Source organism: Halomonas sp. H5, from assembly GCF_050613175.1.
In the GTDB taxonomy this organism is placed as follows: domain Bacteria; phylum Pseudomonadota; class Gammaproteobacteria; order Pseudomonadales; family Halomonadaceae; genus Bisbaumannia; species Bisbaumannia salifodinae.
The window spans coordinates 3,315,367-3,331,458 of the sequence record NZ_CP192510.1; the positions used below are offsets into that span (position 1 = coordinate 3,315,367).

At 64.9% G+C, this 16,092-nt stretch carries 13 protein-coding genes; 4 read left to right on the forward strand and 9 right to left on the reverse strand.

The genetic code is table 11. The annotated features are described in order from the left end of the window. Positions 1-85 precede the first annotated feature (85 nt). A complete protein-coding gene (tcuB, locus tag ACQ1W9_RS15270; protein ID WP_431024140.1) occupies positions 86-1,204 on the reverse strand; it encodes a tricarballylate utilization 4Fe-4S protein TcuB in 1,119 nt (372 codons plus the stop codon). Further along, positions 1,191-2,615, reverse strand: a complete 1,425-nt coding sequence (gene tcuA, locus ACQ1W9_RS15275) for an FAD-dependent tricarballylate dehydrogenase TcuA (protein ID WP_431024141.1) — start codon at positions 2,613-2,615, stop codon at positions 1,191-1,193. Before tcuA ends, tcuB begins: the two co-directional genes overlap by 14 nt. A gap of 158 nt (positions 2,616-2,773) precedes the next feature. Here tcuA and ACQ1W9_RS15280 point away from each other — a divergent pair, with 158 nt between their 5' ends. Beyond that, positions 2,774-3,460: a GntR family transcriptional regulator gene (locus tag ACQ1W9_RS15280; protein ID WP_346064269.1), complete on the forward strand. Its 687-nt coding sequence runs from the start codon at positions 2,774-2,776 to the stop codon at positions 3,458-3,460. 34 nt (positions 3,461-3,494) lie between these two features. Here ACQ1W9_RS15280 and ACQ1W9_RS15285 read toward each other — a convergent pair whose 3' ends face one another. The 3 genes from ACQ1W9_RS15285 to ACQ1W9_RS15295 all read right to left on the reverse strand — a co-directional run bounded on the left by ACQ1W9_RS15285 (position 3,495) and on the right by ACQ1W9_RS15295 (position 6,590). After that, positions 3,495-3,947 (reverse strand): hypothetical protein, encoded by a 453-nt coding sequence (locus ACQ1W9_RS15285; RefSeq protein WP_431024142.1) that lies wholly within the window; start codon positions 3,945-3,947, stop codon positions 3,495-3,497. Then, entirely contained in the window at positions 3,944-5,419 is a 1,476-nt protein-coding gene (locus ACQ1W9_RS15290) for a tripartite tricarboxylate transporter permease (RefSeq protein ID WP_431024143.1), read from the reverse strand. The genes ACQ1W9_RS15285 and ACQ1W9_RS15290 overlap by 4 nt, the downstream gene beginning before the upstream one ends. Before the next feature lie 67 nt (positions 5,420-5,486). Next, positions 5,487-6,590 carry a Bug family tripartite tricarboxylate transporter substrate binding protein gene (locus ACQ1W9_RS15295; protein ID WP_431024144.1) on the reverse strand — a complete coding sequence of 368 codons (1,104 nt, stop codon included), beginning with the start codon at positions 6,588-6,590 and terminating at the stop codon, positions 5,487-5,489. 336 nt (positions 6,591-6,926) lie between these two features. On the opposite strand from ACQ1W9_RS15295, the gene ACQ1W9_RS15300 reads away from it, so the two are divergent. Then, positions 6,927-8,162, forward strand: a complete 1,236-nt coding sequence (locus tag ACQ1W9_RS15300) for an MFS transporter (protein ID WP_431024145.1) — start codon at positions 6,927-6,929, stop codon at positions 8,160-8,162. Positions 8,163-8,283: 121 nt separating this feature from the next. Here ACQ1W9_RS15300 and proX read toward each other — a convergent pair whose 3' ends face one another. Continuing rightward, a complete protein-coding gene (proX, locus tag ACQ1W9_RS15305; RefSeq protein ID WP_431024146.1) occupies positions 8,284-9,291 on the reverse strand; it encodes a glycine betaine/L-proline ABC transporter substrate-binding protein ProX in 1,008 nt (335 codons plus the stop codon). A gap of 312 nt (positions 9,292-9,603) precedes the next feature. Next, on the reverse strand, positions 9,604-10,710 hold the full coding sequence (locus tag ACQ1W9_RS15310; RefSeq protein WP_431024147.1) for an FAD-binding oxidoreductase: 1,107 nt from the start codon (positions 10,708-10,710) through the stop codon (positions 9,604-9,606). A 338-nt stretch (positions 10,711-11,048) separates the two neighbouring features. On the opposite strand from ACQ1W9_RS15310, the gene ACQ1W9_RS15315 reads away from it, so the two are divergent. Next, entirely contained in the window at positions 11,049-12,335 is a 1,287-nt protein-coding gene (locus ACQ1W9_RS15315; protein WP_431024148.1) for an aromatic ring-hydroxylating oxygenase subunit alpha, read from the forward strand. Positions 12,336-12,492: 157 nt separating this feature from the next. Beyond that, positions 12,493-13,917: a sensor histidine kinase gene (locus ACQ1W9_RS15320; protein WP_431024149.1), complete on the forward strand. Its 1,425-nt coding sequence runs from the start codon at positions 12,493-12,495 to the stop codon at positions 13,915-13,917. A gap of 34 nt (positions 13,918-13,951) precedes the next feature. On the opposite strand, the gene ACQ1W9_RS15325 is transcribed toward ACQ1W9_RS15320, so the two are convergent. Together ACQ1W9_RS15325 and ACQ1W9_RS15330 are read right to left on the reverse strand one after the other, a co-directional pair. Beyond that, positions 13,952-14,803: an ABC transporter permease gene (locus ACQ1W9_RS15325; protein WP_431024150.1), complete on the reverse strand. Its 852-nt coding sequence runs from the start codon at positions 14,801-14,803 to the stop codon at positions 13,952-13,954. 4 nt (positions 14,804-14,807) lie between these two features. Further along, entirely contained in the window at positions 14,808-16,061 is a 1,254-nt protein-coding gene (locus tag ACQ1W9_RS15330; protein ID WP_431024151.1) for an ABC transporter permease, read from the reverse strand. Positions 16,062-16,092 lie beyond the last annotated feature (31 nt).

Here is a 16,092-nt window from a genome sequence, read left to right on the forward strand (position 1 = left end):
ACGAGCGCCATCCACCTGATAGACGACATCGGATCATGGCCCCTCCCATAATGGCCGCGATCCCATCCCTGTCGTTCATTCGCCGTCAGGCACCGTGGCGCCGTCGCTCCAGGGCGTTGCGATAGACGGCCAGCAGGCGATAGAAGCCGTGGACGAACTTGCCGTAGGGCATGGTCAGGAACAGCGCCATGACGCAGCCCAGGTGAACCACCAGCATGACGCCCATGGCCGAGGTCTCGCGCAGCAGCATCAGCGCAAGCCCGGTGGTACCGGTGAGCCACAGCAGGACAATGAAGGCCACATCCATGCCCATCTGGCGAGCATCGGCGGTGTTCCGGTCACGCACCAGCTTGAGGTAGAGCAGCCCGGCCGGCCCGATCATCAGTCCGATTCCGCCCAGGGTGCCCAGCAGCTTGGGCAGGCTGAGAAAGTCATAGGGTGCGGCCCAGCCGAAGACGTAGTGATAGAAGGTACCGGTCAGGGTCGCGGCAAAGGCCAGCATGAAACCGTAGAAGGTGAAGTGATGAAAGCGACGACGCCAGTGGGAGTGGTAGGCATCCGGGTAGGTGCACCCCACTTCGCCATGGCCGTGCAGGTGCTTCATGGTAAAGGTTTCCTGCAGCGCCTCCTTCCAGCTCTGGCGGTCGCCCAGGGCGGCGAACGGCTCCCCGCTCTCGCGCCAGAAACGCGCCATCCCCATGACCAGGGCCAGCAGCACGAATAGCGCCACGGAGCCGAAGGTGACGGCCATCACGTTGTGTGGCAACAGTGCATAGAAGTCGCCGCCGTGCTGGCCGCCGACCAGGGGAGCGGCTCCGCCATTCAGGGCAATGGCAATGAACAGCAGCAGCGTCACCCCGAAGGCCAGGGCCAGGGCACCGATCAGGCCATTGCGATCGAACAGCCTGGCCAGCGGCCCGGGCCAGGCATACTGGCGATAGGACTCGGCGCGCAGCTTGGCCAAGGACTGGGGCACGTTGACCGAGAACTCATGGGGCGGCGCATACTGGCAGGCGTAGTAGCACTCACCGCAGTTGTGGCAAAGGTTCGCCAGGTACTTCAGGTCTTCCTCACTGAAGGTCTGGCGCCGCTCCATGGCCGGAAAGACCGGACAGAACCCTTCGCAATAGCGGCAGGCATTGCAGATGGTCATGTTGTTGCGCGCCTCGTCGACCAAGGCATCGTAAATCTCAATTTTCTGCATGGCGTGCCGCCTCCTCTCCTGCAATTCGCCCAAATACGGTACCGATGGTCATGCCGAATCCCGCCACATAGCCCTGCCCCAGAATGTTGCCGGCCATGATCTCGCCGGCCAGGAAGACGTTGTCGGCCTGAGTGCCATCCGTCATCGTCAGTCGTGCCTTTTCGTCCACTTCGCCGCCCAGGTAGGTGAAGGTGATGCCGGTACGCAGCGGATAGCCGTAGAAGGGCGGTCGATCGATAGCCTGTGCCCAATGGGTCTTTTCCGGCGTAGCGCCCTGGGTGCGGCAGTCGTCGAGCACGCTATGGTCGAAGGTGCCGGGCTGGACGGCGGCGTTGAAGGTGGCGACGGTCTCGAGCAGCGTCTCCACCGGCAGGTCGAGCTTGACCGCCAGCTCCTCGAGGGTATCGGCCTGCTCGGGAGGAAATACCGACGGCATGAAACGGCCCTGGGCCTTGGCATCGGTGATCGAATAGCCCACCTGCCCCGGCTGCTTGGCAATCAAGCGCCCCCAGATGGCATAGCGCTTGGGCCAGAAGTCCTCACCCTCGTCGTAGAATCGCTTGCCATCCCGATTGACCACGATGCCCAGGGAGACACAGTCGACCCGGGTGACGATTCCACCATCGTACTTGGGCGCCCGGGCATCGATAGCCACGGCATGTCCCTGGGTCGGATCACCGATCACCTTGGCGCCGTTGTCGATCAGCGAGCGCAGCATCTTGCCCTGGTTGAAGCGGGTGCCGCGGATCCGGAAGTTGCGTGACACCGCCCCCCAGGCCTCCTCGAGCCACTCCTGGTTGGACTCGAAGCCCCCCGAGGCCACCACCACCGCTTTGGCACTGATCTGGCGCAGCGAGCCGTTGATGTTGACCAGGGCGTGATCGAAACGCTTGCCATCGAAGACCAACCGCTCGGCCTCGGCCTCATAGAGGATGGTGATCCCCAGCCGTTCGGCCGCCTGGTAGTAGGTATTGACCAGCGCCTTGCCTCCGCCCAGGAAGAAGGCATTGGTGCGCCCGAGGTGCAGGGTGCCGCCCAGAGAAGGCTGGAAACGCACCCCATACCCCTTCATCCACTCCGTGCAGCTCTCGGAGGCCTGGATCACATGGCGGGCCAGCGCCTCGTTGGTCTGTCCCCCCGTGACGCGCCACACATCCTCGAAAAACTCTTCCTCCAGGTAGGCATCGCTGAGCACGTCCGTCGGCTCGCGGTGCATGCAGCGCAGATTGCGGGTATGGCTGCTGTTGCCCCCCCGCCACTTGCGCGGGGCGCTTTCCAGCAGCAGCACGCGGGCCCCCCGCTCCCGCGCACTCAGGGCGGCACAGAGCGCCGCATTGCCGCCCCCGATGACCAGCACATCATGGTTGCGCAGGTCATCCTCGCTCAGCCGCTTTCCCGTCGATGACAGCATCGTTGTGTCTTCCTCAGTTCGTTGTGATCCTCACAGCGGGCACCACCCAACTGAATCCAAGTGGATACAAATGTATCCAACAGAACTCTCTATGACAAGATCTGTCTCGTTGATTACCATGAGACCCACCGACAGCCACAACCGAGACCTAAAGCCCCATGGCAGAGCGCAAGGCACGCAAGACCACCTCTCCGGCGACGAATGAACGTGGTGAACCGCGCAGCGAGCAGGCATATCGCTATATCGTCGATGCCATCAAGCAAGGCACCCTGCCCCCCGGCACCCGGGTGCGCGAGGTCGACCTCGCCGAGCGCATGGGCCTGAGCCGCACCCCGGTTCGCGAGGCACTCAATCGTCTGCAACTGGAGGGGCTGGTCGCCAATGATCCCGGCCGTGGCACCATCATCACCGAACTCGACCACGGCATGGTCAGTGAGCTGTATGCCATGCGTGAGGTGCTGGAAGGCACCGCCGCCGGACTGGCGGCGCGCCATGCTTCCGAAGTAGAAATCGCCTTTCTACGGGAGATTAACGAGCGTGACGCCCAGCTCACCGAGACCCTGGATCTGGTCAAGAACAACAAGCTGTTCCACGGCACCCTGTATCGCTGTGCACACAACCGCTACCTGCTCAAGATGCTGCACTCGCTACAGGAGTCGATGATGCTGCTGGGCCCCAGCACCCTTTCCAAGCCGGGTCGCGCCGAAACCGCCCGCCGCGAGCACGGTGCCATCATCGACGCCCTGGAGCGGCGCGATTCGGAAAGCGCCGAGAGCCTGGCTCGCCACCACATCCGCGAAGCCTACAAGGTGCGGCTGGAGGCCTTCTTCGAGGCCTACGACTAGGCCTCGAAGCAACGTGGCGAAGCCTTCCCCCGGCTCAGCGATAGGGGGCGAGAAAAAAGCCCTCGGGCCAACGCAGGTTGAACGCCTCGCCGAAGCCCATCAGCGCCACGATCAAGGCGGCCGCCCCTAGCGCCGCAACCCACCAGCGCATGCCTCCGACCCGCCAGGCGAAGAGGAAGGTGAACAGCAAGGCCGCCGGCAGCATCCCGACCAGGGCGATGCCCGTATAGAGGGCGGCCAGCCAGGCGAAGTAGGGAACCGTTCGCCTGAGCTTGCTGCCCCATACCGGCCCACCTGCCTTCGCCGCGCTTCGCCGGCGCCAGGTGTTGATCAGCTCGACGGCCAGCAGGATGAGTGCCGATATCGCCACCACCTGCGGCATCAAGCGGGCGATGAAGGGAAACTCAGCCGATAGCGCCAGGGCGGTGACCATGGCCGCAGCGATAACCAGGATGAAAAGGAGTTCTTCTCTCAGTCGTTGGGTCATGATGCCCCTCCCAGGCCTTTCTGCTTGGCTCTGATGCCTGCGATCAGGACGGCCACGGCGATGACGCCGATCAAGATCACGAGGGGATCCATCAGCCAGGACCACCCATAGCGTGACGAGGAGATGGTCAGGTACCTCTCGATGCTGGGCGCCAGGACGAAGCCGATCAGCACCGGTGCCCGTGGCCAGTCATATGCCTTGAACAGCCAGCCGATCAGCCCGATGACGCCGAAGGCGATCAGGTCCCCCCATTGCTGGGTGTTCTGATAGGCCCCGACCAGCATGATGACCAGCAGGAAGGGAGCGAACTTGCTGGCCGGGACGGTGCTCAGGTGGGAGATGGGACGTGACAACGCGAAGCAGGCCAGTGCCCCGAAGACATTGGCCAAGGCCAGGGTCCAGACGATGGTCAGGGTGATGGAGAGCTCGCTCGTCAGCATCGAGGGCCCCGGCTGAATGCCCAGCAGGATCAAGCCACCGAGCAGCACCGCCGTCGTGCCACTCCCGGGGATACCAAACAGCATCGTCGGGATGAGCGAGCCCCCCTCCTTGGCATTGTTGGAACTTTCCGGGGCGATCACCCCACGCACGTCCCCCTGACCGAAGCGCGTCTTGTCCTTGGCGCTCTGCACCGCCTGGCCATAGGAGAGCCAATCGACCACCGAGCCCCCCAAGCCAGGAATGGCCCCGATCGTCACCCCCAGGGCTGATGACCGTAGCACCAGCCAGCGATTCCTGACCGTATCCTTGATCCCCTCCTTCCATCCCGAGGAGAGCGTCTTGACCCGGGAGACGGCACGGTTGTCGGCCAGCAGATCGAGGATTTCAGGCAACGCGAAGAGCCCCATGGCGAGAATCGCCAAGGGGATGCCATCCATGAGGTAGAGGCTGTCGCCCACATAACGGAAGGTCACCGTGGTCGGCGCCGAACCAAGCATGGCGATCATCATGCCCAACAGGGTGGCCAGGATGCCGCGAAACGGGTATTTGCCGGACAGCAGCCCCACGAAGCACAGGCCGAGCACGGTGAACATGAACAAGTGGGGCGACTGGAAGGCGAGCACCAGCGGGCGGGCGATCGGAAGGATCGCGAAGAGCACCAGGGCACCGATCAAGCCTCCGACAAGCGATGCGCTGAAGGCGGCGCTGAGCGCCCGCCCAGCCTGCCCCTGCTGAGCCATGGGGTAGCCATCGAGAATCGTGGCCTGGGAGCCGGCGGAGCCGGGCACGCCGATCAATATGCTGGGGAAGGTGTCGGAGGTGGCGATGACCGCCGCCATGCCGATCAGCATGGCAATGGCCGCATGGGGATCCATGCCGTAGACAAACGGCAGCAGCAGCGACATCCCCACTACCCCGCCGAGACCGGGAATCACCCCCACGACCAGGCCCACGCCCACACCCAGCAGCATGAACACCAACCGGGAAGGATCGAGAATCAACGCCAAGGCGTCAAAAGCAGCGGTTAACAAGACGGCTTACTCCTCTCAGAGACGGAAAGACACCGAGGTGGCAGTCGATAGCGCTCATCACCAACACTCAGAGGTCGGCGCCATAGCGCGCCTTGAAGGTCGTGCGCAGGAAATCGAGGGTTTCTTCGGACATCTCGAGACTGGCACTCATCGCGCGATAGGCCTCCTGGCCGACCAGCCAGTCATAGGGACCATTCGCCGTGACGGAATCCGCCATGAATTCCTCGTCCTGTGACGCCAGTCGAAAGGCGCCTCGCAGCTCCTCGATGGACGCTTGCGGCGCATCGGGCTTGGCCCAGAGCATCTTGATCGTGCCCGCGGAGAGCACCGCCCGATAGGCATCCCAGGCCACGCCCGAGGGGGTCTCGCCATAACGTTCCTCGTAGACTTCCGCCACGGTGGGAAGCTCAGGAAACGCCGGATCGCGAACCAGCTCGCCATTGGCATCGAAGATGCCCAAGCTGAAGAGCGGCACCGCTAGCCCCTCCTCGATCAGCGGCACCACGCTGGCGACGTATGGCGTGGTGGTCTGGAAATCGAGGTTGGTCTCGCCCTGCTCCAGGGCCAGGCGCGCCGGCCCTCGGCTCTCGTACCCGAAGACCACCTGGTGAGGAAGATCCAGCAGGACGAAGGCGGCCAGGGCCATGGAACCTATCGCCTGGGGGGATACCTCGCCGTAAATCAGCTCATCCACCTCCCAGAGGTCCTGGGGCGTTTCCACCCCCAGGTCGGAGCGGGCATAGACGGCGCCCCCCTGGGCCATGGCCACGATCGGCTCGTAGTCACGAAAATCGTAGCGAACCCCCTGCGAGCCATACATGTAGCCGAAGACCTGGCCAGCACTCTGCAGAAGCACGGTTCTGCCATCGCTTCGCGTACGCAGGTGGAATTCGTTGGAGCCCTGCACTCCCCCCGCCCCAGGCCGATTGACCGCCTGTACGCTGGCATTTTCCCCGAGATAGGGCCCGAGGGTCGCCGCCACATAGCGTCCCCACTGGTCGGCACCGCCACCCGGGGCCCACGGAATCAGCACCTCGAGGGTCTTGCCTTCATAGAAGCCCGTAACCTCCGCCGGGCTCTTCGCAACCATACCGAGGGTCAAACCGGTGGCAGCAAGTAGCACCATGGCCCGACGCATGGGCTTACCGCGGGTGAGGCTGGCGTTGTTCATGATTGTGACTCCTCTATTGGCTTCGGCGTGGCATCGACGAGGCGAATCCCACATTTTTTGTAAGAAAGGACACAGCCATGGCTGACTGTGTCCCAAAGTATGCATATGGATTCAAATGCATTCAACAAAATGCCATGCCGTCAGTTTGCTGCTATATTGTCGGATCTCTCGGATACCCTCCGGCAATAGGCCTGTAGGTCGCAGCCCGCAGGCATGGCTGAGCGATCCCAGGAAAGTCCGAAGCAGAGCAGACCACTCGATAATCACGACCAAAGTCTTACCTTGGTGTCATACGATGGCGTCACCGAGAAGGAGAAAGGCAAAGATGGGAGACGGATGAGAGAGGACGTCCACGATAATGCGTCGCCGCAAACGCCTGGGGCGCTTCGCAACCTGGTCATGGTGTGCCTGGGGCTGACCAGCGTCTTTATCGCCCAGACCATGCTGCTACTCGCCGTGCCGCTGCGAGCCCTGGAGCTGGGGGCCAGCCCCTCACTGGTCGGATTCGTGCTTTCCGCGCCTTACCTGCTGCCGCTGGTGTTCGCCATCCCACTGGGCGGCGTGGTCACTCGCCTGGGGCCACAGCGGATTTTCTTCATCGGCGCCAGCGGCATGATGCTCGGCCCCTGGCTGAGCGTGGTGTCGCCCACCTTCGGCGGCCTGGTCGCCACCCAGGTGGTGGTCGGACTGGCCCAGGTGGTGATGGTCATTGCCGCCCAGTCGGTCGTCGCCGGGCTGGGGCGGGGCCGTACCCTGGAACGCTATTTCGGCTGGTACACCATGTGTCTCTCGGGCGGCCAGTTGATCGGTCCGCTGATGGCCGGACACATGATCGACACCCTGAGCATGAGCTGGGTATTCGCCACGATCGGCGGCCTTCCCGTAATCGGCCTGGTGAGCGCCTGCTTCCTCGTCGATAACACCCGGCGCGCCCCCAGCACCTCGCGCTCGCTGCTCGGCTATCGCGCCCAGGCCAGCCTGCTACGCCACAACAGCGGCGTCCAGATGTCCCTTGCCGTGACCGTGGCGGTGCTGTTCGCCCTCGGCGCCCACGCCGCCTTCCTGCCAGTCTATCTCGAGGAACTGACCTTCTCGGCCACGCTGATCGGCGCCCTGGTCAGCCTGCGTGCCCTGTCGGCCATGCTGATCCGCCCGATCATGTCCCGGGTCATCGAGGTCATGGGAGGCCGCTCCCGTACCATGGTCGCCTCGGTGGCCGCCGTGTCCCTGGGCCTGATGTTCACCGGCACCACCGGCGATGTGGCGCTGCTGGCGATCCTGGCCGTTCTGGTGGGATTGGGCTCGGGCCTCTCCCAGCCGTTATCGATGGTGATCCTGGCAGAGCACGTACCCGCCGAGCAGCGTTCCAGCGCCCTGGGCATGCGCCTGATGGGCAATCGAGGCGCCCAGGTGATGGCGCCACTGGTACTCGGCATGACCGCAGAGCTGATCGGCTTTACCCTGACCTTTTTACTCGCCGGAGGCGTGCTACTGGCCGCACTGGCCGTGGTGGTACGCCTCGCCCCCGCCTTCGATCGGGCAGAGCGGGACAATGCCAGCCCGACGGGCTGAGCCATCAGGCCTCGGCGCCTACCCCCGGCGATCGGCAGTGACCAACGACAACGCCCCCTGCCGCCATCGCGACAGGGGGCGTTTTGGTTCACCGAAGGCTCAAGGCGATGGCCAGGCCTGGTCAGGAGGCGGCACGGGCCTCATCGAGCCAGGCGTCGAATTGCTCCCGGTGTTCCTCCACCCATTCGGCGGCGTGACGCCGAATGTCCTCGGGACTGGCCTCGCCTTCCTGCATGCGCAGGTTCTGGGCGCTCTCGTCCTCAGTGGTGATCTGCACCCGGGCGAGGAATTCGCGGGCGGCGGGGTTCTGCTCGGCGAAGTCACGATTGAGCAGCGACTGGATGGTATCCACCGCGAAGCCCAGGTTCTGGCCGTTGAAGTGGGTGTCCACGTCGTTGTTGCCATCCGGCAGCGAGGTATGCGGTACCTCCAGCCAGACCACGTCCTCGCCCGGCGCCAGCACCCCGGAGATCCACTGCGGCACCCAGGTGTAGTAGAGGATCGGCTCGCCTTGCTCGTGGCGGGCGATGGTGTCGTCCATCAGCGAGAAGTAGGGACCGCGGTGATGGCTGACGGTATTCGCCAGGCCGTAGGAGAGCAGGTGATAATCGATCACCTGTTCGCAGCCCCAGCCGGGGTCGCAGCCGGTGAGGTCGGCCCTGCCATCGCCATCGGCGTCGAAAAGCGCGGCGATCTCCGGGTCACGCAGGTCCTCCAGGGAGGTGATGCCGTACGCCTCGGCGGTCGCACGATCGATCAGGTAGCCCTGTAGCACCCCGGGGATCATATCGCCGGCCTTGACCAGCGCCTCGTCGCCGCCGACCTGCTGGTAGAAGTCGTCGTGAAGCTTGTCCCACATATGCACGGTGAAATCCGCATCGCCATGGGCCAGGCCCAGGAGGATGCCGGCGTATTCGGTTTCCCGGGGCTCCTCCACCGCGTAGCCCAGTTCCTCCAGCCCCATGATGGCGATCTGGCCGCGGAAGTGCTCCTCGGCGATGGACGGGAAGATGGGAGTGACGCTCACGCCTTCCCCGGGCCGCGCCTCGGCCAGGGCGTGCAGTGGCGTCAGGGCGGCGGTGCCCAGCGCCAGGGCGGTCAGCAAGGATTTCCTGCGGTTCGATATCATGACTTACCTCTTTGTTGTGGTTATTACGGTCTTGCGATCCGGTGCCGGGCCCAGGAGACCTGGATATCGGCGCCGGGTTGGAAAGCAAAGAAATCTAGAAGCCACAGGCTCAGGCCCCCCCCCGCTCCATCCTGTCCCCAGCGCCCCTCATCCATGCCAACCTGATCAGTATCCACGGCGGCTGGCTGCTGCAGAGGCGTTCGCCCTCGTCTTGGCTTCGTCGGTCAGGTTGCAAAAAGCCCCATGCCACTTCGGCGGCATGGGGCTCGTTCAACCCTCGCGGTAGGGAGCTTTCCGGATCATCGGGGGCGATCAGTAATCGACCACCACGTTGCCCAGCGGCTTGCTGCAGCAGGAGAGAATATAGCCCTCGGCCACGTCTTCGTCGGTGATGCCGCCGTTGTGCTCCATGTCTACCTGGCCGGAGGTCAGGGGGACGCGGCAGGTGCCACAGATCCCCATACCGCAAGCCTTGGGAATATGCAGCCCCAGCTTGGCGGCGGCGGTATGCACGGTCTCGCCGGGCTGGATGCGCACGCTCTTGCCGGTGGTGGCAAACTCCACGCTGAGCATCTCGGCGACATCCAGCTCCTCGGCCTCCACCTCGGCCTGCTCGGCATGCTCCAGGGCCTCCTCCTGCACATCGGCCGGGGTCTCCCCGAAGGACTCCTCGTGGTAGTGGGCCATGTCGAAGCCGTTGTTCTTGAGCAGGTTCTTGACGGCGTTCATATAGGGAGTGGGGCCGCAGCAGTAGATCTCCCGCTCCATGAAGTCAGGGGCCATCAGCTCCAGCATGGCCTGGCTCAGGTAGCCGCGGAAGCCGGCCCAGGCCTCGCCCAGCTCGTCGCTGCGCTCGCAGACGATATGCAGCTTGAACTCGGGAATCCGCGAGAAGATATGCTCCAGCTCGCGGTGGAAGATGATGTCCTTGGGCGAGCGCGCGCTGTGAATAAACTCGATGTCCACCAGGGAGTTGGTATCGAAGAACCAGCGCGCCATGGACATCAGCGGGGTCACGCCGACGCCGCCGGAGAGCATCAGGATCTTCTCCGCCGGGTAGTCGATGCAGTTGAAGTTGCCCACCGGGCCATGCACCGCCAGCTCGTCGTTGACCTTGAGGTTGTCGTGGAGCCAGTTGGAGACCTTGCCGCCGGGCATCCGCTTGACGGTGATGGAGAAGCTGTAGGGCACCGAGGGGGAGCTGGAGATGGTGTAGGAGCGCATCACCTGCTCGCCGTCGATCTCCAGTTCCAGGGTCACGAACTGCCCCGGCTTGAAGAAGAACATCACCGGCTGCTCGGCCATGAAGCAGAAGGTACGCACGTCCCAGGTCTCCTGGATCACCTTGACGCAGCGCACCAGGTGGCGGCCGTTGGTCCAGGTCTGGGTGGTGACGGGGTTGAGGAAGTTCATTGTCATTGTCGGTTCGCCTGGGCTGCACCATGGGGACTGTCTCCGACCGCGGTGCCACCGCTCGTCGTTGTGCGAATTTTGCGCCAAGCGATAGCGTCATCACATGCCTGTTCGCGACACGGGCATATCCCTGGCATCCAGCCACCCACAGCGAAATTTCGCCCGGCGTCGCCGGCGTATCACCTTCTGTCGTCGGCAGATAATTGCGTTCTGCGACTCTGCCCCACACTCGCCGCAAATCAGGGTCGCGTCGATGCAGCGCGACCCCAGCCCCCAGCCGCTGACGAAGCTCACAATCGACAATGACTCGGCCTGACCCGCCGCCTGTAATGAGGAAGTGCCCCATGGAATCCAAGCCCCTCGCTCGTCTGGATGATCCCCTGGCCCCCGCCCGGGAGGCCGCCGCGGAGATGCTGCGCAGTCGTCAGCGGAATTTCTCCCTGCCCCAGCCCTTCTACAACGACGAGCGCGTCTTCGCCCTGGACATGCAGGAGATCTTCGGCAAGGAGTGGCTCTTCGCCGGCATGACCAGCGAGATTCCCACCAAGGGCAACTTCATGACCGTGGAGATCGGCGACAACCCGGTGATCCTGGTGCGCGGCAACGACGGTCAGGTGCACGGCTTCTACAACGTCTGCCGTCACCGCGGCTCGCGGCTGTGCGTCAAGGAGAAGGGCAAGGTCGCCAAGCTGGTCTGCCCCTACCACCAGTGGACCTATGAACTGGACGGCCGCCTGCTGTTCGCCGGCTCCGACATGGGCGAGAACTTCGACCTCAACCAGTACGGCCTCAAGCCCGTGCAGGTGAAGACCGGGGGCGGCTTTATCTTCGTCAGCCTGGCCGACGAACCGCCGGCCATCGACGACTTCCTGGCCACCCTGGAGCATTACCTGGCGCCCTACGACATGGAGAACACCAAGGTAGCGGTGGAGTCCTCCATCGTCGAGCAGTGCAACTGGAAGCTGGTGATCGAGAACAACCGCGAGTGCTACCACTGCAACGGCTCCCACCCGGAGCTGCTCAACTCCCTGCAGGAGTTCGACGACACCGACGACCCCCGCGCCACCCCCGCCTACAAGGCCCTGGTGGCCAAGAAGCAGGCCGACTGGGACACCCTGCAGGTGCCCTGGCAGCTCCAGCGCTTCGGCAAGCGCAACCGCCTGACCCGTACCCCGCTGCTGGACGGCGCCGTGTCCATGACCATGGACGGCAAGCCCGCCTGCCAGAAGCTGATGGGCCGCCTCCAGAGCCCCGACCTGGGCTCGCTGCGCATCCTCCACCTGCCCAACTCCTGGAACCACTTCATGGGCGATCACGCCCTCGTCTTCCGGGTGCTGCCGCTGGGGCCCCAGCAGACCCTGGTGACCACCAAGTGGCTGGTGCACAAGGATGCCGTGGAAGGGGTCGACTACGATCCTGCCGAGATGCGCAAGGTGTGGGACGCCACCAACGACCAGGATCGTCGCCTGGCCGAGGAGAACCAGCGCGGCATCAACTCCCAGGCCTACCAGCCGGGTCCCTACTCCGAGACCTATGAGTTCGGCGTGATCGACTTCATCAACTGGTATGGCGAGCGCCTGCTGGAGAACCTGGGCCATACCGCCCCGGAACTCCAGGTCGTGAAGGGCTAAGCCCTCTCGTATCGCTTGAGCCCATCGCTTAGCCCCACAGGCCCGCCACCGGCGGGCCTGTGGCGTTTGGGCCCCAGGCTGGATTTTCCCCGGGGCCCATGGTGGGATAGAACGGCGCGGCTCCCGCCGTGCCGGCCCACTACCCCGACGAGCCCCTATGCGCCTGCGCAACCTGATTATCGCCACCGTCCTGACTCCCCTCTTCCTGGTGCTGCTGGTGGTCAGCCTGGTGGCCATCGTTTCCCTCGAGGACAACCTGCGCACCAAGCTGCAGAGCGAGGTACAGGTCCTCAGTCAGGCCATCGGCACTTCCCTGGGCTATGCCCTCACCCAGGAGGCCCCCCGGGAGGCGCTGCAGGAGTCGCTGCACGCCGCTTTCTCCTTCCACCGCATCTACGGTGCCTATGTCTTCGATACCCGGGGCAACAAGATCTATGGCCTGGGCCTCGGCGAGACCCTGTTCGACCCCGAGGAGATCCGCGCCGTGGCCGACAGCGGCGAGGAGCTGGGGGCCTATCGCCGGCACGAGCGCTGGAGCTACTACTCGGCCCTGGTGCCCCTGACCACCCCGGGCGGCGAGCCCCGCGGCGTGCTCCAGGTCAATCGCCTCAACACCGGGGTGGAGAACTATATCGGCTTCCTCAGCCTGGTGGTCCTGGGCGGCTTCGTGATCGCCGCCGTGGGCATCGTGGCGCTGATCTGGTGGGGCTTCCGGCGCCATATCGAGCGCCCCCTGGAGCGACTGCTGGAGGTCATGGAGCGGGTCGGCGGCGGCGAGCGCCAGCGCCGCGCCAGCCTGGAGGGACCCGACGAATACCGTCGCCTGTCGCTGGCCCTCAACGGCATGCTCGACGCCCTGGCCGCGAAGGATGCCGATATCGAGGCACGGCGGCGCAAGGAGATCGCCCTGGAGCGGCGCTTGCGCAAGTCCAAGAAGCTCGCCGAGCTGGGCGTGCTGGCCGCCGGCGTGGCCCATGAGCTGGGGGCGCCGCTGTCGGTGATCGACGGCCAGGCCCAGCGCCTGGAGCGCCGCGCCACGGGCGAGGACGAGCAACGCCGGCTGACGCGCATCCGCGGCGAGGTGGCGCGCATCGTCGGCATCGTGCGCCAGCTGATGGACCTGGGTCGCCGGCATAACCTGGAGGTCGCCCCCTGCCGCCTCGACGACCTGGTGCAGGGCGCCCTGGCCCTGGTGGAGGGCGGCGATGACATCGAGGTGAGGCTTCCCGAGCCGCCGCCGACCCTGCGGGTCGACGAGCAACAGCTCACCCAGGTGCTCACCAACCTGCTGCACAACGCCCGCCAGGCCAGCCCCGAGGGGCGGGTGCGCCTCTCGGCCCGGGTCATCGACGCCGAGCTGTGCCTGCGGGTGGAGGACGATGGCCCCGGCATTCCCGACGAGCACCAGGGCCGGGTCTTCGATCCCTTCTTCACCACCAAGCCGGCGGGCCAGGGCAGCGGCCTGGGGCTGGCCATGGCCCATCGTATCGTCAGCGACCACGGTGGCAGTATCACCCTCGGCGACACCGACCTGGGTGGCGCCGCCTTCGAGGTGACCCTGCCCCTGGATAACGAGACCTGACTCATGGGGCAGGCGTGTCACGCCCCTGACGGGCTCAGCCGGGGCTGAGCCCCCGCAGCCGTTCGCCGCGGCGGCGCAGCAGCTCGAGGGTGGTGAGCAGCAGCATCGAGAGCAGCACCAGCAGGGTCGCCACGGCCAGGATGGTGGGGCTGATCTGCTCGCGAATGCCCGACCACATCTGGATCGGCATGGTGCGCTGTTCGGGGCCGGCGATAAACAGCACCACCACCACCTCGTCGAAGGAGGTGATAAAGGCGAACAGCGCCCCCGACACTACGCCGGGGGTGACCAGCGGCAGCACCACCTTGAAGAAGGTCCGGGTGGGGTTGGCGCCCAGGCTGTGGGCGGCACGGATCAGGGTGGTGTCGAAGCTCGACAGGGTCGCGGTGACCGTGATCACCACGAAGGGAATGCCCAGGGCGGTGTGCGCCAGGATCACCCCCGGGTAGGTCTGGGCCAGGTTGATCTTGGAGAAGAAGAAGAACATCGCCGCGGCGGAGATGATCAGCGGCACGATCATCGGCGAGATCAGCAGCGCCATGATGGCTCCCCGGGCCGGCATATGACGGCTGGAGAGCCCCAGGGCGGCGATGGTACCGAGCACCGTGGCGAGGATCGTCGAGGCGATGCCGATGATGAAGCTGTTCTTGATCGCATGCAGCCAGGCGCTGGAGGTGAAGAAGTCCTGATACCAGCGCAGCGAGTAGCCCGCCGGATCGAGCCGCAGCATCGCCTCCGAGAAGGTGAAGTAGGGCTCGGCGTTGAACGACAGCGGGATGATGATCAGCAGCGGTCCCACCAGGAACAGGAAGATCAGTGCACAGAGGCCCAGGAAGACGTAGTGCCAGAGTCGTTCGCCACGGGTGGCGTAGGAAGGAAGCGCCATCGGATTACCCCAGCTTGACCTTGTCGACACCGACCAGGCGATTGAAGACCAGATAGAAGGCCACCACCACGAACAGCAGGATCGAGGCGATCGCCGCGGCGAGCCCCCAGTTCAGCGAGGTCTGCATATGGTAGGCGATGTAGTTGGTGATAAAGCGCCCGGACTGGCCCCCCACCAGCGCCGGGGTGATGTAGTAGCCGATCGACAGGATGAATACCAGGATGGCGCCGGCGGCGATGCCCGGGATGGTCAGCGGGAAGTAGACCCGCCGGAAACTGAGGAAGGGCCGGCCGCCCAGCGAACGGGCCGCGCGCATGTAGCTCGGCGGGATGGTCTTCATCACCGAGTAGAGCGGCAGGATCATGAACGGCAGCAGGATATGCGTCATGGCGATGATGGTGCCGGTCTTGTTGTGGATCATCTGCCAGCGGGCCTCGTCGGCGATCACCCCGATGGCCACCATCATGTCGTTGAGCACCCCCTGGGACTGCAGGATGGCGATCCAGGTGGTGGTGCGCACCAGCAGCGAGGTCCAGAACGGCAGCAGCACCAGGATCATCAGCAGGTTGGAGTGGCGCAGCGGCAGGTTGGCGAGCAGGAAGGCCACCGGGTAACCGAGCAACAGGGTCAGGCCGGTGATCACCGCACTCATCCAGAAGGTGCGCCAGAACAGCGAGACGTGGATCTCGAGGTGGGCCGGCACCTTGGCGAGCTCGCCGTCCGGCGTCAGCTGGCGATCCACCGCCGCCAGGTAATAGGAGGGCGTATAGGGCGAGGCCTCACGCCGGATCAGCTTCCAGGTGTCGAGCTCTCCCCAGGTATCGTTGATCTCGATCAGCGCCTCGCGATAGGGCGGCTCGGTGCTGCCCAGGCGGCGGGCCGTGCGGCTGATCGTCGAGCGCATGCCCGATTTCTCGTAGTTCAAGCGGCTCGACAGCAGCCCCAGGTTGCGGGCCTCCTGGCCTTCGCGCAGGTCCTCCACCAGGGCGGCGAAGACCGCTTCGCCGGGTAGCGACTCGCCGTCCCACCCCTCCAGGGCCGCGACGGTACGCGACAGCTGGGTGGAGACCTCGGGGTTGTCGACGCTGCGCCACAGCATGTCGAAGATCGGCATGATGAAGGCGACCACCAGGAACAGCAGCAACGGCGACACCAGCAGGAAGGCCTTGACCTTGGAACGCCGCACGGCGCGACGCAGGCTGACCTTGAGCGGCACGCCATCGGCGGTGGTCAGGGGAGCAGAGGGCGAATCGGACACGCGGGCCTCTCCATCGGACGAAGAAAGCGAT